At 62.0% G+C, this 23539-nt stretch carries 25 protein-coding genes; 18 read left to right on the forward strand and 7 right to left on the reverse strand.

The window, feature by feature from the left end:
* The first annotated feature begins 1 nt into the window (after nucleotide 1).
* The 8 genes from lpxD (at nucleotide 2) to GTP58_RS06255 (ending at nucleotide 8593) form a co-directional block, all read left to right on the forward strand.
* Nucleotides 2-1054, forward strand: coding sequence for a UDP-3-O-(3-hydroxymyristoyl)glucosamine N-acyltransferase (gene lpxD / locus GTP58_RS06220; RefSeq protein ID WP_161076678.1), 1053 nt, complete (start codon nucleotides 2-4; stop codon nucleotides 1052-1054).
* Nucleotides 1051-1539, forward strand: a complete 489-nt coding sequence (gene fabZ / locus GTP58_RS06225; protein ID WP_072784462.1) for a 3-hydroxyacyl-ACP dehydratase FabZ — start codon at nucleotides 1051-1053, stop codon at nucleotides 1537-1539. Before lpxD ends, fabZ begins: the two co-directional genes overlap by 4 nt.
* A gap of 2 nt (nucleotides 1540-1541) precedes the next feature.
* Nucleotides 1542-2333 carry an acyl-ACP--UDP-N-acetylglucosamine O-acyltransferase gene (gene lpxA / locus GTP58_RS06230; protein ID WP_161076679.1) on the forward strand — a complete coding sequence of 264 codons (792 nt, stop codon included), beginning with the start codon at nucleotides 1542-1544 and terminating at the stop codon, nucleotides 2331-2333.
* Nucleotide 2334: 1 nt separating this feature from the next.
* Nucleotides 2335-3516, forward strand: a complete 1182-nt coding sequence (gene lpxB / locus GTP58_RS06235; RefSeq protein WP_072784464.1) for a lipid-A-disaccharide synthase — start codon at nucleotides 2335-2337, stop codon at nucleotides 3514-3516.
* Nucleotides 3513-4133 carry a ribonuclease HII gene (gene rnhB / locus GTP58_RS06240; protein WP_072784465.1) on the forward strand — a complete coding sequence of 207 codons (621 nt, stop codon included), beginning with the start codon at nucleotides 3513-3515 and terminating at the stop codon, nucleotides 4131-4133. Before lpxB ends, rnhB begins: the two co-directional genes overlap by 4 nt.
* A complete protein-coding gene (locus GTP58_RS06245) occupies nucleotides 4130-4915 on the forward strand; it encodes an RNA methyltransferase (RefSeq protein WP_161076680.1) in 786 nt (261 codons plus the stop codon). Before rnhB ends, GTP58_RS06245 begins: the two co-directional genes overlap by 4 nt.
* Before the next feature lie 18 nt (nucleotides 4916-4933).
* Nucleotides 4934-6133: an EAL domain-containing protein gene (locus tag GTP58_RS06250; protein WP_161076681.1), complete on the forward strand. Its 1200-nt coding sequence runs from the start codon at nucleotides 4934-4936 to the stop codon at nucleotides 6131-6133.
* An 84-nt stretch (nucleotides 6134-6217) separates the two neighbouring features.
* Nucleotides 6218-8593 carry a catalase gene (locus GTP58_RS06255; protein WP_161076682.1) on the forward strand — a complete coding sequence of 792 codons (2376 nt, stop codon included), beginning with the start codon at nucleotides 6218-6220 and terminating at the stop codon, nucleotides 8591-8593.
* 7 nt (nucleotides 8594-8600) lie between these two features.
* Here GTP58_RS06255 and GTP58_RS06260 read toward each other — a convergent pair whose 3' ends face one another.
* Nucleotides 8601-9944, reverse strand: a complete 1344-nt coding sequence (locus GTP58_RS06260) for an amidohydrolase family protein (RefSeq protein ID WP_161076683.1) — start codon at nucleotides 9942-9944, stop codon at nucleotides 8601-8603.
* Nucleotides 9944-10792, reverse strand: coding sequence for a pyruvate, water dikinase regulatory protein (locus GTP58_RS06265; protein WP_072784472.1), 849 nt, complete (start codon nucleotides 10790-10792; stop codon nucleotides 9944-9946). The genes GTP58_RS06260 and GTP58_RS06265 overlap by 1 nt, the downstream gene beginning before the upstream one ends.
* Before the next feature lie 153 nt (nucleotides 10793-10945).
* On the opposite strand from GTP58_RS06265, the gene ppsA reads away from it, so the two are divergent.
* From ppsA to GTP58_RS06290, 5 genes are all read left to right on the forward strand, one after another.
* Complete coding sequence (gene ppsA / locus GTP58_RS06270; protein WP_161076684.1) at nucleotides 10946-13375, forward strand: phosphoenolpyruvate synthase; 2430 nt, start codon at nucleotides 10946-10948, stop codon at nucleotides 13373-13375.
* 158 nt (nucleotides 13376-13533) lie between these two features.
* On the forward strand, nucleotides 13534-13956 hold the full coding sequence (locus tag GTP58_RS06275; RefSeq protein ID WP_072784474.1) for an NfeD family protein: 423 nt from the start codon (nucleotides 13534-13536) through the stop codon (nucleotides 13954-13956).
* A 21-nt stretch (nucleotides 13957-13977) separates the two neighbouring features.
* Nucleotides 13978-14913 carry an SPFH domain-containing protein gene (locus GTP58_RS06280; RefSeq protein WP_072784476.1) on the forward strand — a complete coding sequence of 312 codons (936 nt, stop codon included), beginning with the start codon at nucleotides 13978-13980 and terminating at the stop codon, nucleotides 14911-14913.
* Nucleotides 14914-14915: 2 nt separating this feature from the next.
* Nucleotides 14916-15329: a DUF4259 domain-containing protein gene (locus GTP58_RS06285; RefSeq protein ID WP_161076685.1), complete on the forward strand. Its 414-nt coding sequence runs from the start codon at nucleotides 14916-14918 to the stop codon at nucleotides 15327-15329.
* A complete protein-coding gene (locus GTP58_RS06290) occupies nucleotides 15326-16270 on the forward strand; it encodes a S41 family peptidase (RefSeq protein ID WP_161076686.1) in 945 nt (314 codons plus the stop codon). The genes GTP58_RS06285 and GTP58_RS06290 overlap by 4 nt, the downstream gene beginning before the upstream one ends.
* Before the next feature lie 3 nt (nucleotides 16271-16273).
* On the opposite strand, the gene GTP58_RS06295 is transcribed toward GTP58_RS06290, so the two are convergent.
* Complete coding sequence (locus GTP58_RS06295) at nucleotides 16274-16882, reverse strand: PEP-CTERM sorting domain-containing protein (RefSeq protein ID WP_161076687.1); 609 nt, start codon at nucleotides 16880-16882, stop codon at nucleotides 16274-16276.
* 126 nt (nucleotides 16883-17008) lie between these two features.
* Here GTP58_RS06295 and GTP58_RS06300 point away from each other — a divergent pair, with 126 nt between their 5' ends.
* Complete coding sequence (locus GTP58_RS06300; RefSeq protein WP_161076688.1) at nucleotides 17009-17845, forward strand: NAD-dependent protein deacetylase; 837 nt, start codon at nucleotides 17009-17011, stop codon at nucleotides 17843-17845.
* Here GTP58_RS06300 and GTP58_RS06305 read toward each other — a convergent pair whose 3' ends face one another.
* From GTP58_RS06305 to smpB, 3 genes are all read right to left on the reverse strand, one after another.
* Entirely contained in the window at nucleotides 17846-18397 is a 552-nt protein-coding gene (locus GTP58_RS06305; RefSeq protein WP_072784483.1) for a FlgO family outer membrane protein, read from the reverse strand.
* On the reverse strand, nucleotides 18397-19089 hold the full coding sequence (locus tag GTP58_RS06310; protein ID WP_161076689.1) for a hypothetical protein: 693 nt from the start codon (nucleotides 19087-19089) through the stop codon (nucleotides 18397-18399). Before GTP58_RS06310 ends, GTP58_RS06305 begins: the two co-directional genes overlap by 1 nt.
* A gap of 166 nt (nucleotides 19090-19255) precedes the next feature.
* Complete coding sequence (gene smpB, locus GTP58_RS06315) at nucleotides 19256-19705, reverse strand: SsrA-binding protein SmpB (protein ID WP_161076690.1); 450 nt, start codon at nucleotides 19703-19705, stop codon at nucleotides 19256-19258.
* Between the two features lie 75 nt (nucleotides 19706-19780).
* Between smpB and GTP58_RS06320 the strand changes: the two genes are divergently transcribed.
* Both GTP58_RS06320 and GTP58_RS06325 read left to right on the forward strand, forming a co-directional pair.
* The gene (locus tag GTP58_RS06320; protein WP_161076691.1) at nucleotides 19781-20215 is read left to right on the forward strand and encodes a type II toxin-antitoxin system RatA family toxin; all 435 of its coding nucleotides are present in this window, start codon (nucleotides 19781-19783) and stop codon (nucleotides 20213-20215) included.
* On the forward strand, nucleotides 20205-20504 hold the full coding sequence (locus GTP58_RS06325; RefSeq protein WP_161076692.1) for an RnfH family protein: 300 nt from the start codon (nucleotides 20205-20207) through the stop codon (nucleotides 20502-20504). Before GTP58_RS06320 ends, GTP58_RS06325 begins: the two co-directional genes overlap by 11 nt.
* Nucleotides 20505-20515: 11 nt before the next feature.
* On the opposite strand, the gene GTP58_RS06330 is transcribed toward GTP58_RS06325, so the two are convergent.
* A complete protein-coding gene (locus GTP58_RS06330) occupies nucleotides 20516-21712 on the reverse strand; it encodes a hypothetical protein (protein ID WP_161076693.1) in 1197 nt (398 codons plus the stop codon).
* Between the two features lie 130 nt (nucleotides 21713-21842).
* Between GTP58_RS06330 and GTP58_RS06335 the strand changes: the two genes are divergently transcribed.
* Together GTP58_RS06335 and GTP58_RS06340 are read left to right on the forward strand one after the other, a co-directional pair.
* Complete coding sequence (locus tag GTP58_RS06335; RefSeq protein ID WP_161076694.1) at nucleotides 21843-22679, forward strand: ABC transporter substrate-binding protein; 837 nt, start codon at nucleotides 21843-21845, stop codon at nucleotides 22677-22679.
* Between the two features lie 52 nt (nucleotides 22680-22731).
* On the forward strand, nucleotides 22732-23520 hold the full coding sequence (locus GTP58_RS06340) for a hypothetical protein (protein WP_161076695.1): 789 nt from the start codon (nucleotides 22732-22734) through the stop codon (nucleotides 23518-23520).
* The last annotated feature ends 19 nt before the right edge of the window (nucleotides 23521-23539 follow it).

Genomic DNA, 23539 nt, shown 5'->3' on the forward strand with positions numbered 1-23539 from the left:
GATGGGCACTCGACTAGGAGCATTGGTCGAACGCTTGGGCGGACAGCTGGTCGGCGACGAAAACCTGGAAGTCTCCGGGATCGCGCCGCTGGCTGATGCCGGCGTTTCGCACATCAGCTTTCTCAGCAACAGCAAGCTGCGCGCGCAGGCGCTGCAGAGCAAGGCGGCCGCACTGATCGTGTCGGCCGCGGACGACGATTTTATCGCCGCCGGCTACCACGGCGCCCGCATCGTGGTCCCGAATCCGTATGTGTATTTCGCCCGCGCGGCGCAGTATTTCGAATCGCTCACGGCCATCGTGCCGGCGCCCGGCATCCATGCCAGCGCCGTGGTGGCGGACAGCGCGCAGGTGGCGCCGACCGCGCACATTGGCGCGCGCGCAGTGGTGGAAGAGGGCGCCGTGATCGGCGAGAGCGTCGTCATCGGCGCCGGCTGCTACATCGGCCGCGAAGCGGTGGTCGGCGAAGGCACGCAGTTGTTTGCCAACGTGACCTTCCATGCGCGCTGCCAGATCGGCAAGCGCGGCATCATCCACTCGGGCGCGGTGATCGGCACCGACGGCTTTGGCTTTGCCAACGAGGGCGGCGTCTACATCAAGATTCCGCAGACCGGCCGGGTGATGATCGGTGACGACGTCGATATCGGCGCCAACACCACCATCGACCGCGGCGCGCTGGCGGATACGATTATTGAAGATGGCGTCAAGCTGGATAACCAGATCCAGATTGGCCACAACTGCCATATCGGCGCACACACGGCAATGGCCGGCTGCGTTGGCGTGGCGGGCAGCGCGAAGATCGGCAAATACTGCACCTTTGGCGGCGCGGCCATGGTGCTGGGCCATCTGACCATTGTCGACAAGGTGCATGTGGGTTCGGGCAGCATGGTGTCGCGTTCGATTCTCGAGCCGGGCCAGTACACCGGCTTCTACCCGCTGGCGAAAAACGCCGACTGGGAGAAGTCGGCTGTCATCGTCCGCAATTTGTCGGCCATGCGCGATAAAATCCGCGCGCTTGAAAAAATCATTAAGACCAAAACAGAAGACGAATCATGACCACTACTGAAAACAAGACCATGGACATCTGCGAGATCAAGTCCTACCTGCCGCACCGCTACCCGCTGCTGCTGGTGGACCGCGTGATCTCGTACGAAGAGGGCAAGACCATCACCGCCATCAAGAACGTGACCGTCAATGAAGAATTCTTCAATGGCCACTTCCCGCACAAGCCAGTCATGCCTGGCGTGCTGATGATCGAGGCGATGGCGCAGACCGCAGCGCTGCTGTCGTTCAAGACCATGGGCATCAAGCCTGATGAGAATTCGGTGGTGTACTTCGTCGGCATCGACGGCGCGCGCTTCAAGCGTCCGGTAGGTCCTGGCGACCAGCTGAAAATGGACGTCGAGATCCTGCGCAATGCACGTGGCATCTGGAAGTACAAGGCAGTGGGTTCGGTAGACGGCCAGGTGGCGGTTGAAGCTGAACTGATGTGCACCATTCGCAGCGCTTCGGACGCATCGCAGCCAGCCGCAGGCCAGTAACCATGGGTAAGATACACGCAACAGCAATCGTTGACAGCAAAGCGGAGCTGCACGAAAGCGTTGAGATCGGCCCATATTCGGTGATTGGTCCGAATGTGGTGATCGGTTCCGGTACGGTGGTCGGTCCGCACGTGGTCATCGAAGGCCACACCACCATCGGCAGCGACAACAAGTTCTTCCAGTTTTCGTCCATCGGCGCTGCGCCGCAGGACAAGAAATGGAACGGCGAGCCGACCCGCCTGACCATCGGCGACCGCAACACCATCCGCGAGTTCTGCACCTTCAATACCGGTACGGTGCAGGACAAGGGCGTGACCTCGCTCGGCAACGACAACTGGATTTCGGCGTATGTCCACCTGGCGCATGACTGCCAGGTTGGCAGCAATACGATCTTCTCGAACAATGCGCAGATCGCCGGCCACGTCGAGATCGGCGACTACGTCATCATGAGTGGCTTCGCCAATGTGCACCAGTTCTGCAAGATCGGCGCGCACGCGTTTGTCGGCATGAGCACGTCGCTGACGCAGGATGTGCCGCCGTTCGTGCTGTTGAACGGTAACCCGGCGGCGGCGCATGGCGTGAACATCGAGGGTCTTAAACGCCGCGGCTTTACGCGCGAGCAGATCAACGGCATCCGTTCGGCCTACAAGACCATCTACCGCTCCGGCCTGACGCTGGAGGAGGCCAAGGCGGCGCTGATCGCGGAAGAAGCGGCCGTGCCGGCCGATGTGGCGCTGCATATGCGCGCCATGCGCGAGTTCCTCGATACGGCGACCCGTGGCATCGTCCGATAATATGGCGCCGGGCGCCCGCTTGCCTGTCGACGGGCGCGGGTTGTCCCTGGCGTTGGTGGCAGGCGAGCCGTCCGGCGATGTGCTGGCGGCTCGTTTGCTTTCCGGCCTGCGCCCGCACCTGCCGGATGCCTACTTCCACGGTATCGGCGGCCCTAACATGATGGCGCAGGGCTTCGAATCGCATTGGCCGATGGACAAGCTGACGGTGCGTGGCCTGCTGCCTGTGCTGATGCGTTACCGCGAACTCAAAGGCGTTCAGAACCAGTTGCGCGACCGCCTGCTGGCCGAACGGCCGGCGGTATTTATCGGCGCCGACTATCCCGGTTTCAACCTGGGACTGGAAGAGCAGCTGAAAGCCGCTGGCATCCCGACCATGCACTACATCGGCCCGCAGATCTGGGCCTGGCGTGGTGGACGCATCAAGAAAATCCAGCGCGCAGTGTCGCACATGCTGGTGGTGTTTCCGTTTGAAGAAGCGATCTACCAGCAGGCCGGCGTACCGGTCAGCTATGTCGGCCATCCGCTGGCCGAGCTGATTCCGATGGCGCCGGATGCCGGCGCCGCGCGCCGCGCACTGGGTCTGGCGGAGGACGCCAATGTGGTGGCCATCATGCCGGGCAGCCGCATGTCTGAACTGAAGTACAACACCGTGGCGTTTGTGCAGGCGGCCAGGCTGCTGCTGCAACGCGACCGCAGCTTGCGCTTCGTCGCGCCGATGGCGGGCGACAGGCAGAAAGCCTATTTCCAGGAGCTGGTGGCGCAGGCGGGCTTGCAGGATGTCGAGATCCAGCTGCTGGACGGCCAGTCGCACACGGCGATTGCGGCCGCGGAGGCGGTGCTGGTGGCATCCGGCACGGCGTCGCTGGAAGTGGCGCTGTTCAAGAAGCCGATGGTGATTGCGTATAAGATGATGGAACTGGAGTGGCAGATCCTGCGCCATTTCGGCTATCAGCCCTGGATCGGCTTGCCGAACATCCTGGCGCGCGAATTCCTGGTGCCGGAGCTGCTGCAGCATGCGGCCAATGCGGAAGCGCTGGCGGAAGCCATGTGGAAGCAGCTTGACGATGCGCCGCATCGCCAGCGCCTGGTGCAGCGGTTCACCGATATGCACCACAGCCTGCTGCGCGACAGTGCGAAGGAAAGTGCAGCCGCCGTGCTGCAAGTGATAGAAAGAGCAAAGTGAAGAATCAACATCCCGGTCTGTTCGATGACCTGCCTGAATCGCCCGATGAAATCATCTGCGGCGTGGACGAGGCAGGGCGCGGGCCGCTGGCCGGCCCCGTGTTTGCGGCCGCCGTTATCCTCGACCCGCTGCGGCCTATCGATGGCCTGCGCGACTCCAAGAAGCTCAACGAAGCCAAGCGCGACATGCTGGCGCCGCTGATCAAGGCGCATGCACTGGCATGGGCCATTGCCGAGGCATCGGAAGAGGAAATCGACCAGCACAACATTCTGCAGGCGTCGATGCTGGCCATGCGCCGCGCGGTCGAAGCGCTGAAGACCGTGCCCACGCTGGCCCTTATCGATGGCAACCGCTGCCCGGTCATGAAGATCCAGAGCATCGCCATCGTTGGCGGCGACGATAAAGTGGAAGCTATTTCGGCGGCCTCGATCCTGGCCAAGACCGCACGCGACGCCGCACTGGTGGCGCTGCATGCCCAATATCCGCAGTACTGCTTCGACCAGCACAAGGGCTACGGCACGGCGCTGCATCTGGCGCGCCTGCGCGAGCATGGGCCTTCGCCGGTGCACCGCCGCTCGTTCGCGCCGGTGCGCGCCTTGCTGGAGGTGCGCCTGTGAAGACGATTACCTCGCGCGACAACGCGCAATACAAGGAACTGGCCAAGCTGGCCGGCAGCCAGCAGGCGCGCCGCAAGGCTGGCCGCACGCTGCTGGACGGAGTGCACCTGTGCCAGGCGTTCTTGCAGCTGCGCGGCGTGCCGGAGCAGTGTGTGGTCAGCGAAAGCGCGCTGCACAATCCCGAAGTGATGGAGATTGTCGGTCAGCTGGAGTCGCAGCGCGCGCACGTGCTGGCGCTGCCGGATGCGCTGTACAACGGCGTCAGCCAGGTTGAACATGGCGTCGGCGTGATGTTCCTGATCCAGACGCCGGAACGCGCGGTGACCGCGCCGGTGAGCGTATCGGCCGTGCTGCTGGACGGCGTGCAGGACCCCGGCAATGTCGGCTCCATCCTGCGCAGCGCGGCGGCGGCGGGCATCAAGCAGGTGTATTGCAGCGCCGGGACGGCGTTCTGCTGGTCGCCGAAAGTGCTGCGTGCGGCCATGGGCGCGCACTTCGTGCTGGATATTTTTGAAAACGTCGATCTCGCGGGGCTGGTGCGCGCGGCCAAGGTGCCGACGCTGGCGACCAGCGGCTATGCGACGCAGCGCCTGTACGACGTGGATCTGCGCCAGCCGGTGGCGTGGCTGTTTGGCCACGAAGGGCAGGGGGTGGCGGACGATCTGCTGTCGATGGCCACTCACCAGGTCGTAATTCCGCACCTGGGCCAGGTGGAATCGCTGAACGTCGCTGCCTGTGCGGCAGTATGCTTTTTCGAGCAAGTAAGGCAGAATCAGACGTAAGCACACACGGGAGCCGTCATGGATATCGCGCAGTTGCACTTTCTGGTAGCCGAAGGGGATCAGGTTCAACGGCACGCACTGGCTGATATCCTGGTTCATCTTGGCGTCGGACGGATCACGCAGGCGCCTGACGGCCACACGGCGCTGCGCCACTTCAGCGCCGGTATCACGCCGGTGGTGGACATCGCCATCATCGACCTGGCCCTGCCGGGCATGGATGCACTGGAGCTGATACGCCGCCTGGGCGAAGCGCGCTGCAAGGCTGGCATCATCATCGTCGGCGCGCAGACCAATGCGGTGCTGTTCTCGGTGGAGACCATGGCGCTGGCCTACGGCGTCAACGTGCTGGGCGCGATCGGCAAGCCGGTCATCGGCAGCCGTCTTGAAGCGTTCATCGGCAATTATCTTCAACCGGCGCAGCCGCACGGCGCGGGCGGCAGGGCGCCGGCCCTGTCGTTTGCCGAAGTCGGACAGGGTTTGCAGTCGCGCGAATTCGATCCCTTCTTCCAGCCCAAAATCGAACTGGAGACAGGGCAGGTCAAGGGCCTGGAGATGTTTGCGCGCTGGCGGCATCCGCTGTATGGGGTGCTCGGGCCGGCGTCGTTCATGCCAGCACTGGAAGAAGCACGGCGTGTCGATTTTCTCGACTGGACCATGATCGAGAAGTCGGCAGCGGCCTGCCGCGCACTGCACGACCAGGGCATACCGATTTCGTTCTCCATCAACGTTGACCAGACCACGCTGGCGCATCCGCAGTTCATGGAGCAGGTCGCGGCCTGTCTGGAGCGGCACCGCATCATGGCGGACTACATTACCTTCGAGATGACGGAATCGGCGGTGCTGACCACCGACCCGCACTTCCTCGAACGCCTGCTACGCCTGCGCATGAAAGGCTTTGGTCTGGCGATCGACGACTACGGCACGGCGCGCAGCAATCTGCAGCTGCTGGCGCGTATTCCATTCTCCGAGCTCAAGATCGACCGCAGTTTTGTCGATGGCGCTTCCAAGCGCGCCGCCATTGGCACCGTGCTGCGTTCCTGTCTGGGCCTGGCCCGCAGCCTGGATCGCCGCTCGGTGGCGGTCGGCGTCGAGACCAAACAGGACTGGGACTTCCTGCAGGGACTGGGCTGTACCTACGCGCAGGGCTACTACATCGCCAAGCCGATGCCGGTTGAGGAGTTCCCGGCCTGGCTCGCGGACTGGCAGCACTTCTTCTGAGCGCGATCAAATACACGCCGCTGTAACGCACGCACACTCGTTGCCTGCCTTCCCGCCGGGAGGGCGCCACAAACGAGGTGTGACATGGCTAAACGTAAAACCAATGGCGGCGCAGAGGATGGCGCCGGGTCCATCCTGAGCACGGTGGCCGGACCGTCAGTGCCGCCACATCCCACGCGGCTTGGACCGCCGAATCCCATCGCCAGCCAGTTGCTCGAAAAAGTGACGGGCGACGAAAAGCTGGCGGCGGACATGCCATTCAATGCCACCAAGGCGCTGGAATATGGCGAAGCCGCTTACACGCCGCACCAGGGTGAAACGCATACGCCGCCGACATCGCTGGCCACCGCCGGCACCAGCACTGAAACCGTGGCATCGCCCAAGGTTGGCGACGGCCAGCCGGCCATCGGCGACAACGCCCTGAACCGTCCGCTGGACCGCGTTCGTGTCGACGATAGCGCGCGCGAGCTGACCACCAACCAGGCCGTGCCCGTGGCGGACAATCAGAACTCGCTGAAAGCGGGACTGCGTGGCCCAACGCTGATGGAAGACTTCATCCTGCGCGAAAAGATCACCCACTTCGACCATGAACGCATCCCGGAACGGGTGGTACACGCGCGCGGCTCGGCCGCGCATGGCTATTTTGAAAGCTACGAGGACCTGAGCGATATCACACGCGCCGCGCCGTTCGCAGCGGCCGGCAAGCGCACGCCGGTGTTTGTACGTTTCTCGACGGTGGCCGGCGAGCGTGGTTCCGCCGACACGGTGCGCGATGTGCGCGGCTTTGCCGTCAAGTTCTATACCGATGAAGGCAACTGGGACCTGGTCGGAAATAATATGCCCGTGTTCTTCATCCAGGATGCGATGAAGTTCCCGGACCTGATCCACGCCGTCAAACCCGAACCGCACAACGGCATGCCGCAGGCGGCCAGCGCGCATGACACGTTCTGGGACTTTGCTTCGCTGAGTCCAGAAATCGCGCACATGCTGCTGTGGCACACCTCTGACCGCGCCATCCCGCGCAGCTACCGCATGATGCAGGGCTTCGGCGTGCACACCTTCCGGCTCGTGAACGCGCAAGGCGTATCGGTATTCTGCAAATTCCACTGGTCGCCGATGGCGGGTACGTATTCGCTGGTGTGGGACGAGGCAGCACGCATCACCGGCGCCGACCCGGACTTCCACCGCCGCGATCTGTGGGAGGCCATCGATAGCGGCCAGTTTCCGGAGTGGGAGCTGGGCCTGCAGATCTTCACGGAGGAGCAGGTGGCGCAGTTCCCGTTTGATATTCTCGACCCGACCAAGATCGTGCCGGAAGAGATGGTGGCGGTGCGTACGGTGGGCAAGATGGTCTTGAATCGTAACCCGGATAATTTCTTCGCCGAGACCGAGCAGGTGGCGTTTTGCGCCGCGCATGTGGTGCCGGGTGTGGACTTCAGCGATGATCCGCTGCTGCAAGGACGGCTGCACTCGTATATCGACACGCAGATCAGCCGTCTTGGCGGGGCGAACTTCCACGAAATTCCGATCAACACTCCGGTCGCGCAGATGCACAATAATCAGCGCGATGGCCTGCACCGCCAGGCGATCAACCGCGGACGCGTCAACTACGAGCCCAACTCCCTGGCGGGCGGCTGCCCGTTTCAGGCGGGCGCGCGCGGCTTTGTCAGCTTCCCTGAGCCGCAGCATGGCAGCAAAGTGCGTGGCAAGCCGGAGCTGTTTGCCGATCACTATTCGCAGGCGCGCTTATTCTGGATCAGCCAGAGTCTGACGGAACAGCGTCACATTATCGCTGCATTCCGTTTCGAGCTGACGCGCGTGCAGACATCGGCCGTGCGGCAGCGCGTGCTGGCTTTGCTGGCCAATATCGATGAGGTGCTGGTCGCCAGCGTGGCGGAAGGGCTGGGCATGCTGGTGCCGCCGCCATTGCCGCCAGCGGCCGACCGGCCACCCTACGACTATCCGCCATCGCCAGGCCTGTCCCTGTTTGCCCGGCCGGGCAGCATGGGCATCCGTACGCGGCGCGTGGCGCTGCTGGTCGGCGCCAATACGGATCTGGCGCAAGCGCGCAGCCTGTATGCCTCGCTGCTGGACGACGGCGCCGTACCGCGCCTGATCGGCGAGCGCATTGGGCCGGTTGTCGAGATTAGCCTGGAAACCGCACCGTCGGTGCTGTGGGATGGCGTGATCGTGCCGGATGCTATGCCCGCCGTGGGGGACGTCACGGTGTTTGAATTCCTCAAACTGCAATACCGTCATGGTAAGCCGCTACTGGCATTGGGCAACGGTGCGGAGCTGTTCAAGGCCGCCCGGATTCCGCACACGCTGCCGCATGGTGTGCCCGATCCCGGTGTGATTGTCGCTGCGGCGGCTGATGCAATAGAGGCCTTGGCCAGCTTCAAGGCGGTGCTGGCGCAGCACCGCGTATATGCGCGCGAGACTGATCCGCCGAGCGTTTAGCCTGACGTTAGTCCGCGCGGTAGCTCTCGCGGACTTTCACCAGCAGCATCTCCAGCGCGCTGCGGTCGTACCAGCGGCCTGCCGCCATCACGCCGACGGGTTTGCGCAGCGTCGACAGGTCGTCGAGCGGGTTCTGCTCGCTGAGCAGCAGGTCGGCCTGGTATCCCACCTTGATCTGGCCGAACGGCACGCCGCCTTTGGTGCGCGCGATAAAGGCGCCGGGCGCGCGCGTGGCGGTAGTCAGCGCCTGATAGCGGCTCAACTGAGAGCGTTCCAGCTCCGCCAGATTGTCGTGCAGTGAAAAGCCGGGCGTCAGGCCCGGAATCGTCGGCGCATCGGTGCCGGATAGCAGTTCGACGCCGCTGTCCGCCATCGCTTTCGCGAGTTTGCGTTCAAACGCCAGCTTGGCTTCCAGCCTCGCGCTCTTGCTGCCGTAGCTGGTGCGGCGCCATGCCTGCCGATCCGTCCACGACACATACGCCGCCTCGCGCGCGCCCAGGTAGCGCCGCAGCGCGTCGGGACGGCTCATCTGGTCTGCCAGCGTTTTATAGGTGATGAGGTCTGCCGTCACGGCGGCGTTGTACTGGCGGACCAGCGCCACGGCTTGCGGAATGCGCGATTCATCCGGGGGCGTGTCTGTCTCCTGCGCGCCGGCCGGTGTGAAGTAGGTATAGAAGAATTCCTCCAGATGCGCGACCATGACCTGGCCTTGCGCCAGTTGCCGCTCCAGCCGCACGGCCGTAACACCATGGCCCACCAGCGGCAGCGCGTATTGGCGGCTGGTGTTGGCGAGTGCGCTATAGACTTCCGGCGACAGGCCGACATAGACCTTGATGAAGTCGTAGCGATTGGCGGCCGCCAGTTCGACTGCGGCGCGCGCTTGTGAGGGCGTTTTTAGCACCACGCCGTTGTAGTCCGGCGTACCGTCCACCATCAGGCTCGCATATACGTGCGGGCCGGGCAGGTCGCCGCGCTCGACGGCCGGGATGATGCTGTCAACCAGATTGGCGCGCGCACCGCCCATGTTGAGCAGCGTGGTCACGCCGTTGGCCAGGTACACGGCCAGGTCGCCACGTGTTTCAGCGTGGGTGTGCATATCGGCCAGGCCGGGCGACAGCCAGCGCGTGCCGTAGCCATCGACGACCTTGACGCCAGCGGGAACCGGCAGCGCTTCGCCGATGGCGGTGATACGGCCATCGGTCACCAGCACTGTCTGGTCGGTCAGCACGCGCTCGCTGTCCATCGGCACGACGTTCATGCGGACGAAGGCGGTAGTCTCCGCGCGCGCAACGCCATGCGCGGCCATTGCCAGCATGGCTGATGCCGCAAGCAGGCGCGCGACGAAACGCATCAGTATTCGCGCCGGTCCGGTTTGATCTCTTGCAGGATGGTGGTCGAGATCTCTTCAATCGACTTGGTGGTCGATGACAGCCAGCGGATGCCTTCGCGCTTCATCATCAGTTCCGCCTCGTTGACTTCATAGCGGCAGTTTTCCAGCGATGCGTACTTGCTGCCCGCGCGGCGTTCATTGCGGATTTCGCTCAGGCGCTCCGGCGTAATCGTCAGGCCAAAGATCTTGGATTTGAATTCGTACAGCGACGATGGCAGTCTCCCGCGCTCGAAGTCGTCCGGAATCAGCGGATAGTTGGCCGCCTTGATCCCGTACTGCATGGCCAGATACAGGCTGGTTGGCGTTTTGCCAGAGCGCGAGACACCGACCAGTATCACGTCGGCCGAGGCCAGGTTCTTGTGCGACTGGCCATCGTCATGCGCCAGCGAGAAGTTGATCGCCTCGATGCGGTTCTTGTATTCCTCGCTGTCGACGATGTTGTGCGAGCGGCCAATGGTGTGGGTCGACGGCACGCCAAGTTCTTGTTCCAGTGGGGCAACAAACGTCTGGAACATGTCCATATACATGCCCTTGCATAGACGAATGATATCGGACAACTCCGTCTTGACCAGCGTGGAAAAGATGATGGGACGTTGACCGTCGGTCGCAAATGCCTCGTTAATCTTGCGCACGGCGTCGTGCGCCTTGTCCAGCGTATCGATGAAGGGCAGGCGCACCTGGCGGAAGCGCAGCTCGAACTGGGTCAGCACCGAGTGACCAAAGGTTTCCGCCGTAATGCCGGTGCCATCCGAAACAAAAAATACGGTACGGGCCGCAGAAGGCAGAGGTTGTCGTTGTTCTTGTGTCATGTAGAGGAAGCTATCTTATATTGTGAATCGTCAATTCTCGCCGCAGGCTGTAGAATAATCGCCAATGGTTAGATTGTGCTGCACGACGAACAGAATAACAAGAAACAAGTCTGCGCCTCGCTGGAAGATTTCTATCATCAAAAAGGTGTAATTATGTCCAACGCAGCATTGAAGGAGCAGAGTAACGACGCGGTATACGTTGCCTCATTTGAACACTTGCGCATGACGGATGTTGAATCCGTCGGCGGCAAGAACGCCTCCCTGGGCGAAATGATCAGCCAACTGGCAGGTGCCGGCGTGCGTGTGCCTGGTGGTTTTGCCACCACCGCACAGGCTTTCCGTGACTTCCTGTCGCACAGCGTGGACGGCGGCAAATCGCTGGCCGACCGTATCGCTGACCGCCTCGCGGATCTGAACATCGACGACGTGCGCTCGCTGGCGCAAGCCGGCGCCGAGATCCGTCAGTGGATCGTCGAGACCCCATTCCAGCCTCGCCTGGAACAGGAGATCAAGACCTACTACGATCAACTGGTGGCCGACTCGTCGACCGAAATGTCGTTTGCCGTACGTTCCTCGGCAACCGCAGAAGATTTGCCGGACGCTTCGTTCGCCGGCCAGCAGGAGACCTTCCTGAACGTGGTCGGCATCGACAACGTGCTGGACGCGATGAAACACGTCTTCGCCTCGCTGTACAACGACCGCGCGATTTCCTACCGCGTGCACAAAGGCTTCACCCATGCGGAAGTGGCGTTGTCGGCTGGTGTGCAGCGCATGGTGCGTTCGGACCTGGGCGCAGCAGGCGTGATGTTCACCATCGATACCGAATCCGGCTTCAAGGACGTGGTGTTCGTGACTTCGAGCTATGGCCTGGGTGAGACGGTGGTGCAGGGCGCGGTCAATCCGGACGAGTTCTATGTCCACAAGCCGATGCTGGAAAAGGGCAAGTCGCCTGTCATCCGCCGCAATATCGGTTCGAAACTGATCAAGATGGAATTCACGGCCGAAGCCAAGGCTGGCCGTTCGGTGAAGACGGTCGACGTTCCGGTCGAGCTGCGCAACCGCTACTCGCTGAACGACGAAGAAGTGGTGGAGCTGGCCAAGTACGCGGTCATCATCGAGAACCACTACGGCCGTGCTATGGACATCGAGTGGGGCAAAGATGGCCGCGACGGCAAGCTGTACATCCTGCAGGCGCGTCCTGAAACCGTGAAGTCGCAGCAGAAACCGACCGACGTGCAGCAGCGCTTCAAGCTGAAATCGTCGGGCACCGTGCTGGCCTCGGGCCGCGCGATTGGCCAGAAGATTGGCGCCGGTCCGGTACGCGTGATTAGCGACCCATCGGAAATGGAACGCGTGCAGCCGGGCGACGTGCTGGTGGCCGACATGACCGACCCTAACTGGGAACCGGTCATGAAGCGCGCATCGGCGATCGTCACCAACCGTGGCGGCCGTACCTGCCACGCGGCGATCATCGCGCGTGAACTGGGCGTGCCTGCGGTAGTAGGCTGCGGCGACGCGACTGACGTGCTGAAAGACGGCACCTTCGTCACCGTGTCCTGCGCTGAAGGCGATGAAGGCAAGATCTACGACGGCCTGCTGGAAACTGAAATTTCGGAAGTCTTGCGCGGCGAGCTGCCCAAGCTGCCAACCAAGATCATGCTGAACGTGGGTAACCCGCAGCTGGCGTTTGACTTCCAGGCCGTGCCTAACGCTGGTGTGGGTCTGGCGCGTCTGGAGTTCATCATCAATAACAATATCGGCGTTCACCCGAAAGCGATTCTCGAGTACCCGAACATTGATGCGGACCTCAAGAAGGCAGTGGAGTCGGTCGCACGCGGCCACGCTTCGCCGAAAGCCTTCTACGTCGACAAGCTGGCTGAAGGCATTGCCACCATCGCTGCGGCGTTCTGGCCGAAACCAGTGATCGTGCGTCTGTCGGACTTCAAGTCCAACGAGTACAAGAAGCTGATCGGCGGTTCGCGCTACGAGCCGGATGAAGAAAATCCGATGCTGGGCTTCCGCGGCGCGGCACGCTACCTGGCGGCTGATTTCGCCGGCGCATTCGAAATGGAATGTGCAGCGATGAAGCGCGTGCGTAACGACATGGGCCTGACCAACGTCGAGATCATGGTGCCGTTCGTGCGGACGCTGGGCCAGGCCGAGAAGGTAGTCGACCTGCTGGGCAAGAACGGTCTGGTACGCGGCGAAAATGGTCTGCGTCTGATCATGATGTGCGAAGTGCCGTCCAACGCGATTCTGGCCGAGCGCTTCCTGGAGCACTTCGACGGCTTCTCGATCGGTTCCAACGACCTGACCCAGCTGACCCTGGGCCTGGACCGCGATTCCGGCATGGCGCTGCTGGCGGCGGACTTCGACGAGCGTGACGATGCCGTGAAAGCGCTGCTGTCGCAGGCGATCCAGGCTTGCCGCGCGCAGGGCAAGTACATCGGCATCTGCGGCCAGGGTCCTTCGGACCACCCTGACTTTGCAGCGTGGCTGATGGAGCAGGGTATCGAATCGATGTCGCTGAATCCGGACTCGGTGATCGATACCTGGCAGAAGCTGGCGTCCCTGCAAAAGTAATTGAGGCATTGACGTAAGCTGAAATTGGTATAGACTGCAGTTATCGAATTTAGTAGCAAAAAACTCTATCAATACCATTTGTTCAGCAGTAAAAACCCTCGCAGCCCACACCGGGACGCGGGGGTTTTTGCATTTTGTTTCATCGAAAGGAGCCCATCATGGCTGACTGGAGTTACTGGCTGGCTGGCGCCGGCTTGACCGTCATACTCGAACTGTTCAGCGGGACGTTTTACCTGCTGATGATTGCGATAGGCCTGGCGGCCGGCGCTGGGGCGGCGGCGATCGGCTTTGGCGAAGCGGTGCAGCTGCTGGTTGCCGCCGTGGTCGGCGTAATCGCCACCGTGGCCTTGCGCCGCAGCCGCTACGGCAGGCAGCAGCAACGCGTGCAGGCCGAGCGCGACCCCAACGTCAATCTGGATATCGGCCAGACCGTGCATGTGCCGGCATGGCAGAACGGCGCAGCGCGCGTGATGTATCGCGGCGCGCTGTGGGATGTAGAACTTGCGCCTGGCGGCACCGCGACGCCGGGGCAGTACACGATACGCGAAGTTCGCGGCAGCCGCCTGATTGTAGCGGCTTAAGATCAACCAACGGAGAACCATATGGACATCAGCATCGGCAATGTCACCTTCATTCTGTTTATTCTGGCTTTAGTGTTTGTTTTCAAGACCATCAACGTGGTGCCGCAGCAGCACGCGTGGGTGGTGGAGCGGCTCGGTAAATATCACGCCACGCTGGGGCCTGGCCTCAATATCGTGATTCCGTTTGTCGACCGCATCGCCTACAAGCACGTGCTGAAGGAGATTCCGCTCGATGTGCCGCCGCAGGTTTGCATCACCAAGGACAATACGCAGCTGCAGGTGGACGGCATCCTGTACTTCCAGATCACCGACGCCATGCGCGCCTCGTATGGCTCATCGAACTACATCGCGGCGATTACCCAGCTGGCGCAAACCACGCTGCGTTCCGTGATCGGCCGCATGGAACTGGACAAGACGTTTGAGGAGCGTGAGCACATCAACACCGCGATTGTGAATGCGATTGACGAATCGGCCTCCAACTGGGGCGTGAAGGTGCTGCGCTACGAGATCAAGGACCTGACGCCGCCGAAGGAAATCCTGCATGCGATGCAGGCGCAGATTACGGCCGAGCGTGAGAAACGCGCGCTGATCGCGGCGTCGGAAGGCCGCAAGCAGGAGCAGATCAACATTGCCAGCGGTGAGCGTGAAGCGCAGATTGCGCGTTCGGAGGGTGACAAGCAGGCGGCGATCAACCGCGCACAGGGCCAGGCCGCCGCCATCGTCGCGCTGGCAGAAGCGAATGCGTCGGCGCTGCGCCAGGTGGGTGCGGCACTGCGCGAGCCTGGCGGCGACGAGGCGATGAACCTCAAGGTGGCAGAACAATACGTGAACGCCTTCGGCCAGCTTGCCAAGACCAATAATTCGATTATCATTCCGGCCAATCTGGGCGACATGAGCGGCTTGATCGCCACGGCCATGCAGGTCGTGAAGACACAAAACAAAATCATCAAGGAGTAATTATGGGTACTTGGGCGGTGGACGCCTTCGGCAACGACTACGCGCAGGACTGGGCGGACGATTTGCACGAGACGAACAATCTGGATGCGGTCGAGGACACGCTGAACACCGTGCTGGAGAGCGGCGACTACCTGGAAGCGCCGTTTGCCGCCGAGGCCCTGGTCGCCATCGAAGTGCTGGCGCGCCTGCAAGGCAAGGGCGGGCCGCGCACGGAAGACAGTGCTTCGGTAGACGAATGGGTGGACGCGCGTAAAGCCAAAGCCAAGCCGCGTACCGACCTGGCCGAGAAGGCTGTTCGCGCACTGGAGCGCATCGTGTCGCCGCAGAGCGAGCTGCGCCAGCTGTGGGAAGAAAGCGAGTATGGCGACGGCTGGCTGGCCACCGTTGAAGACTTGCGCGGCCGCTTGCAACCATGACCTTGCGCTTGCTGGCCGCTGCTGCTGCCTTGCTGGCGTTGCCGGCGCATGGTGAAGAGATCACGCCGGAGTCGATGCGCGCGATGGCGGATGCGGCCAGCGTCATAGCCTCGACCTACTTCAAGCCGGTCGATACCGGGCGCCTGCTGCGGACTTGCACGGATGCCGCCAGCCAGCCGGACAAGCAGGCCTTGTCGTCGTCACAGAAGGAAGAGGTATGCGTGCGCGCGATGGTGGCGACGCTGGATAAGGATTCCGCCTATCTGGGGCGCGAGGACTGGCAGGCATTACGAACAGCGGCGCCTGCGCAAAAGGCGCAACTGGCGTTGAAAGCAGAACGGCTGCCAGGCGAGGTGCTGTTGATTACGCCAGGCCAGTTCACGGATGCGACACTGGAGCAGTTGGCCAGCGCCCTGCGTACGGTGGATGCGGCGCCAAAAGTCAGCGGCATCATTCTCGACCTGCGTCACTGCCAGGGCGGGCTACTCACGGCGACGATAGGAGTGGCCGCTGCATTCCTGCCGCTCAAGGCACTGGTGTTCAAGGCCCAGGGAAACAGCCCTGATTTCGCGATGGATGCCTTGGCCGATCCCGAATATTACGGCGCGGGCAAGCCGCCGTTTGCCGGCTTGCCGCCAGTGGTGCTTACCTTGCCGCTCGTGGTACTCGTGGATGCGCAGACTGCGTCGGGTGCGGAAATGGTGGCTGCCGCCTTGCAGGACCATGGGCGGGCACGCATTGCTGGTGTGCGCACCGCAGGACGCGGCATGATACAGACGTTGCGCATGTTGTCCGCGCAGGTGGCACTGAAGCTGACCAGCGCAGAGATCAGCCGCCCGAACGGCCGCGCAATTGAAGGCGTGGGCGTCACGCCGGATGTGATGCTGGCGTCCGATGTGCCGGACGCCATCGCCAAGGCGCAGGCGCTGCTGCGCCGCTAGCCCTTACTTGCGGCGGCGGGCAGTGAAGCCAACCAGGGCCAGGCCGGCCAGCAGCATGGCGTAGGTTTCCGGTTCCGGTACGGCGGTGGTCAGCGAAACGTGATCCAGCGAGGTGCCCAGGCTGTCGCTGGTGCCGATGGCTTTGAATTTCAGTGCTTCCAGGCTGCCGTTGCCGATCAGGGTGTAGCTGCGGGTTTCCCAGCCGCCGCCCAGCGAGTTGTTGACCGAGGCGACGAGATTGCCACCCCAGCTCACTTCCAGGCCTTGCGACGAAGTCGGCACGCCTGCGCGGTCCTGGAACTGGAAGCTCAGCGTGTAGGCTTTGCCCAGCACGGTGTTGACCGACTGGCTCATCCAGCTGTTGGCGGTGGTGTCCAGTTCGACGAAGTTCACGCCGTTCGATGCGGTGCCTGCAACGTTGTTGCGCAGTTCGATGCCATAGGCGCCACCGGTCCAGCCGGTCAGGTTGCTGTAGATGTTCCAGGTGCCTGCCGCTTGCGCATTCTGCTCAAAGCTGCCGTTGGTCAGCAGTTCTACCGGTGCGGCGTGGGCGACGCCACCCGCCAGCAGGGCGGCGACAGCGAAAGATTTGATCAGTTTGGTGGCGTTCATGGCAAGATTCCCGTTAATTGATTATTGGTAATTTTAATTTCTCAAAAGACATGCAAATCTTATCTCGACCAGGCTGCTTGCGGCCAGAGACATTTGTCACTTTCTGATGTGTTGTACCATTCGGGTATGAACCTGAACCAGCAAATCGATCATCTCCAGACCTTTCTGCACCAGCACCAGCGCGTGCTGGTACTGACCGGCGCCGGCCTGAGTACGGCGTCCGGCATTCCCGATTACCGTGACAAGGACGGCGTGCGGCGCGGCCGCAACCCGATCCAGGGGCCGGATTTCCGCAAGTCCGAGGCGGTGCGGCGCCGTTATTGGGCGCGCAGCATGGCCGGCTATCCGACGCTGGCCGGCGCTGCGCCGAATGTGGCGCACCATGCGCTGGCGGCGCTGGAGCAGGCGGGCCGCATCCACAGCGTCATCACGCAAAACGTCGACGGCCTGCATCAGCGCGCCGGCAGCCACAAGCTGATTGAGCTGCATGGGAATATCCATGGCGTGGTGTGTCTGGATTGCCGCACTGTCCATCCGCGCGCCGAGATCCAGCACTGGCTGGCGCAGGCGAACCCGGAACTGGTGCCGACCGGCCCGGCTGGCGAGGTGGTGCCGGAAGCGCGCCCCGACGGCGATGCGGAAGTGGAGCTTGATGAATTCCAGGATTTCCAGCTGCCTTACTGCGCAGCCTGCGGCGGCACCTTGCAGCCGGACGTGATCTTTTTTGGCGATAACATCCCGCCGCAGCGCACGGCGGCAGCATTGCAATGGGCGGAGGAGGCCGATGCGGTGCTGGTGGTCGGTTCCTCGCTCATGGTGTTTTCCGGCTACCGCTTTGCCAAACTGGCGGCGCAGGCAAACAAGCCGATCGCGGCCATCAACCTGGGCAAAACCCGGGCGGATGATCTGATCGGCTTGAAGGTCGAGGCGTCGGCCGTGGATGTGCTGCCGTTGCTGTTGTAGTTAATTCCGCTGCAGCATGGAGCGGATGATGGCTTCCTTGGCCAGCACGTAGTCATGGCCAGCCAGCACGAAGTTGGTGTTGGGCTGGATCACCTTGATGTTGATGAATACCATGTCGCTGGTCTCCGCGTACGACCCCACCACGATGGCTTGCGCATTATGGCTGTTGGCCACTTCGCCGATTTCGCGGGTCAGCATCAGCTCGCCCTGATTGCGTTTCAGGTAGACGCTGTTGCGCAGCTTCATCTCCAGCATCGCCAGGCCGCCTTGCGCCATGCGCGTGGAAATCTGTTCGGACACCAGGCGCCCCAGCGTGGTGGTCTGTTCAAGCGCGTCGATATTGACCACGGTAGCCACGATCAGCGGCTTGTCGGCCACCAGCTTGCCGCTCAACTGCTGCAATAGCGCGTCGGCTGCCTTGTAGTTGGCGTTGATGAACTGGTTGGACGAAATGGTCGAGTAGTTGCCTTCTTCCTGTTTCGGATTCGAGGAACAGGCAGCCAGCAGCAGCGGCGTGGCCAGCACGGCGGTGCGCAATACGGTCTTCAGCATTACAGGTCTCCGCGTACCTGGAAGGTACGGGTCAGTTTAGGTTCTTCGGGCTGGGGATCGACGATGCCGTACAGGAAGCGGTCGCTGTCGGCCACATAATAGGCCGAGGTGTTGCGTGCCAGATAGCGGTACTGGTCGGACACCGAGACGGTAACGATGATTTCGGTTTTAGGTGTGTCGCCCGGCGCGAACTGGGCGTTGATCCAGTTATGGCCATCCACCGCACCGGCTCCGGCAGCCACATTGAACAGCACTGGCGCTTCCACTGCGCTGAGCAGCCAGACGCCGGCGCCGATCGCCGCCAGTTCGCCGTGATAGCGGTATTGCGGACGGTTGACTGCAAACGTGACTGCCTGCACATCCATGTCCACCTTGAGCGAGCCGGCCGGCGTCCGCGAGACCACGTAGCCATCATTGACCAGGGAGGTGGTCAGCTGAGCCGCCAGCGCGCGCTGGAATGGGTTGGGATCCTTGGCTTCATTGATGTAGACCGGGCGCGACGGGCTCTTCTTGAGCTCGGCCACCACGCGTTTCTCGATATTGTCGGCAATGACGCCCCAGTGATACGCCGCCTGCAGCTTGGCTTGCTTGGTAGTGGGGAAATTGGCGGCCAGCGGCGTCGGCGTATAGCGCGCCGCACATCCTGCCAGCAGGATGCCGGCTGCCAGAGCTATTGCAGTTTTCAGCGCCATAATTGCCTCGTCGTCAAAAGTACACTGTCCAGATCGCGGCCACACGCAAGCCACGAATGTAAAATCGTTGTTCTCCCAGTTTAGCATGGATGTTTCTAATTAGAAATTCTCCACCCAATAAAAAACCCGGTGCAAGACCGGGTTTTGTACAGGGCGCGCAACAGTTTTAGCGGCGGTGGGTTTTCATGGCTTGCGCCACTTCGCGCTTGCCGTCGCGATCTTTCTCGGTGGCACGTTTGTCGTGCATCTTTTTGCCCTTGGCCAGGCCGATTTCACATTTCACGCGGCCACCCTTGAAATGCAGGTTGAGCGGGACCAGCGTGTAGCCGGCGCGCGTGACTTTACTGATCAGTTTGTCGATCTGCTCGCGGTGCAGCAGCAGTTTGCGGGTCCGCACCATGTCCGGCGTGATGTGGGTGGAGGCGGTCGGCAGGGCGCTGATGTGGGCGCCAAACAGGAACAGCTCGTCGCCCTTGATGGTGACGTAGGCTTCCTTGATCTGGACCTTGTTATCGCGGATGGCCTTGACTTCCCAGCCTTCCAGCACGATGCCCGCTTCAAAGCGGTCTTCAATGAAATAGTCAAAAAAGGCTTTTTTGTTATCAGCTATGGTCATGTGTTCGTATCGGTTAAACTACTGCTGCGCGCGCAAAAGCGCGAATAATTCAACATCATAGCAAATGGTTAGACAATGGCAGTAGTGCACAAATCAGTTTTACTCGGTTACAGCGCCCAACAAATGTTCGATCTGGTCGCTGCGATCGAGGATTATCCGAAGTTTTTGCCATGGTGCGGTGGTGTGGAGATCAAGGAGCGCAGCGAGGATACCGTGGTGGCCAGCGTTGGCATCAATTACCACGGCGTCAAGCAGAGCTTTACTACCTCCAACCAGAATACCGTGCCGACCGAGATCAAGATGAAGCTGGTGGACGGTCCTTTCAAGTGTCTGGACGGCGTGTGGACCTTCAAGGCCTTGCGCGAAGATGCGTGCAAGATCGACCTGGACCTGCATTACGAGTTTTCCAGCGCCTTGCTGGCCAAGCTGGTGGGGCCGGTGTTTGGCATGATCGCTAACAGCATGGTGGATTCCTTCTGCAAACGGGCGGAAACGGTCTATGGCAGCTGAGACCTTTACGATACAGGTGTGCTACGCCAGCGACGGGCTGCAGTTCCTGCGCGACTTGCAGGTACCGCCCGGCACTACTATCGAACAAGCCATCGCCCTGAGCGGCGTGCAGCAGGAGGTGCCGGGCCTGAACCTGAGCGAATTACAGGTCGGTATCTACGCCAAGAAAAAAACGCTGGACACCGTGGTGCGGGAACACGACCGGATCGAACTCTATCGCCCGCTGATCGCCGACCCCAAAAACGCCCGCCGCCGGCGTAAATCTGCACCGGTAGAGCCGGCCGCCTGAGCACTGCCGCCTTAACGTAAATGCTGCAGTAGAAACGCGCGCGTGGCGGGCTGGCTAAAGAATTCTGTGTGCCAGACCTCGTTTTGCTTTTGTTCCGCAGTGCCAAAGCTGAGTAGGTGGGCGTCGTCGGGCGTGGCCTGCGGCAGCAGCACGTTGGCGTAGGGGACGATCAGGTCGCTGGCGCTGTCCATGAGGGCGTGACTGAGCAGGGCGCCTGTGCGCTCCAGTGCAGAGTGGCCATAGTCGAAGTTGGCGCGTGCGTAGTAGCTGTTGGCGCTGGTGAGCAGCGTGGCGCCGTGGTCGAGTTTGCCGATGAGTTCGGAGCCGCTGGCCAGCGCCTGTATGCTGGGACGGCCGAAACCCAGCGACAGTACCATGCGCGCCAGACCGATCACCACATCCAGCGCCATGCCGCTGCTGAAGGATGCCAGCAAAGCCGCCGCATTCAGAAACTGTTGAATTTCATCCGGCGACGCCAGCGGCGAACCTTGATTGGCCGCCGCCACGAACATCACGGTACCGATTTTGCTGAAGCGTCCGCTACGCGCCTGCACGATGTCGGGCATGGCTTGCGTCAGCAGTGATCGGACCACCAGACCACCACGGCTGTGGCACAGGATGTCGACCTCCCACGCCACGTCCTGCGGCAGCAGAGACAGCAAGTCCAGGGCGTTGCGCTGCGGCGTCTTGGCGATGGTCCAATGGTCGTAGCCGAACACGCGGCCTTCGTAGCGCTCCAGCAGCGGCTGCAGATCGACGTCCGCAAACGCACCGTCGATAGAGCTGAACACGCCGTGTACCAGCAGCAGTACCTTGTGCCCGCGCGACGCGGCCAGTTCCTCCGGCGTGGCGGCGACGCCGTAACCATGGCGCAGTGACAGCAAGCGCTCGGGCTTGTTGTGCTCCTCGATCTTTTCGATCATCGACTGAGTCATGTGCTCGCCGGTCCGCAGCGTGGCCTGGACGATCCAGTCCCAGCCTTGCGGCGCCAGCGTGGCCGGGCCGGCCGCCGGAAACACAAACTGTACACAGCCATTGTCCTTGTGGCGGACGATGTGCAGCTCGCCATCGGCAATGTGCGCGACGGGCAGCGGTGGCGTGCCGATCAGCGGCTCCAGGCCTGGCGGCGCCGACAGCAAGGCGTGATCCGCTAGCGCATCATCCAGGGCACGGTGGAGTTCGGCTTGCTTGGCGGGCGTCAGATTCATGCTGCTAGTGTACCGCTATCCCCTTGGCTGCTTGACACTGTTGCAAACCGGCTTGGCTGTCCTGATTCGCTCTTACCGCAGTGCATCAATGTGCGATACACTCGCCATTACTAGTTGCCAAGAGTCCGTGATGAGACGCAACCGCTTGTTTCTGCTGGCCAGTTTGTGGTGCTGCCTGCCTTGGGCGCAGGCGGGCGGCGATTGCCCGTCCATGACACGCGTCGGTTTCAGCGACCTGGGGTACACCTCGTATCGCGAAAACGGCCGTATCAGCGGGATTGCGGTGGACGTCGTCAATGAACTGGCGCGGCGTTCCGGCTGCAAATTCGAATTCCATTGGTATCCACGCCAGCGCCTGTTTGTCGAGCTACAGGCCGGACGCATCGACATGGCGATGGGCGCGTTCCGCACGCCGGAACGCGATGCTTATGCGCGCCATTTGCCTTACGCCTATCTGCAATATGATTTGATATTGCGGGATGCGGCGGGACAGAGCTACGCCAGCCTCAGTGACTTCGTCGAGCGTGGTACGGGGCGGCTCAACATCACGCGTGGCCTGGTCTACGATTCAGCGATTGAGACGCAACTGGCGCGGCTGGCCACTGCCGGCCGTGTGGAGCTGGTGAATGACTTTGAAACGGTATTCGGCAAACTGGAAATGGGCCGTGCCGATGGCACGGTCGCTACCGCCGCCATCTATGCCAAATATCTGAAGCATCCGCGCCTGAAAGGCAGCGTGGCGGTCATTCCGATTGCGGAAGCTGCGCCGCGCTTCACTGGCATTTATGTTTCGAAGAAGAACATCAGTCCCGAGGTGCGGCTGCGTTATGCAACCGCACTCAAGACGATGGTCGCCGATCAATATGTGGCTGGCCTGTACAGCCGCTATATAGACGACGCCACCATCAAACGCACTTTCCGTCTGGGCGCTGCGCCATTGCAGGCAGCGCTGTCCACATCTGATTAAGCAAGGAGCTTTTCTGACTCAGCCCGATTACAGCAGGTATGACGACACCGCATTGCGCCAGGCGCTGCGGACGATTGATAAAGACCGTTTCCCCGAGCGCGTCGTGCAGATAGAGGCGCGTCTGGCGGAGTTGGCGGCGGCGCCATCGCCATCGCCCGTGTCCGCGCCAGTTGCGCCACCATCGTCATATCGCCCGGTGTTGCGTCGTGCCGGTCTGGTCATGCTGGTGCTGGGCGCTGTTGATCTGGGCCTCGCTGTCTGGCAGTTCATGCAAAGCGGCGACACGACCTTCGGGCTGAATTACGGTGCGCTGATTAGCGCTGTGCTGCTGTTGTCCGGTGGCCTGGCGGTCAGCGAATTCCTGCGCTGGGTCGGTTGGCTGGTGCTGCCGGGCGCGGTGCTGGCATTGGTGACTGTGTTTGCGCAGCCGCTTGATCTGAGCCTGGTCCAGTTACGGCAAGCCCCGGCCAACTATCTCACATCCGTGGTGCCGACGGTGCTGTCGCTGGTGGCGCTGCTGTGGTTATTGCGCGAACTCGGTAGCGCGCCGCTGATGCAGGCACGCGCTATCGAAGGCCGCAAGCTGCGCAATATGCGGGTGCCGCAAGCACTGGGCGTCTTGCTGGCGCTAGCCGGCGCCACTGTCCTTGTGGTTGCATTGAACGGCGACCGCGCGCAGCACGCGCTGGCACTGGCCAGCCAGCACGGTGGCAAGCAGTTACACTACCATCTGCGCTCCATCAATGTAATCAACAGCGACGGCCCCACGCGCGTCGCTTCGGTGGTGACCGTTTGGGATGATAAGTCGGTAGGCTACCTGCAGGTCAACTGGCAAGAGTAGCCTTTGATGCTGCCCGCAG

The organism is Duganella sp. CY15W (assembly GCF_009857555.1).
GTDB lineage: Bacteria > Pseudomonadota > Gammaproteobacteria > Burkholderiales > Burkholderiaceae_D > Rugamonas > Rugamonas sacchari.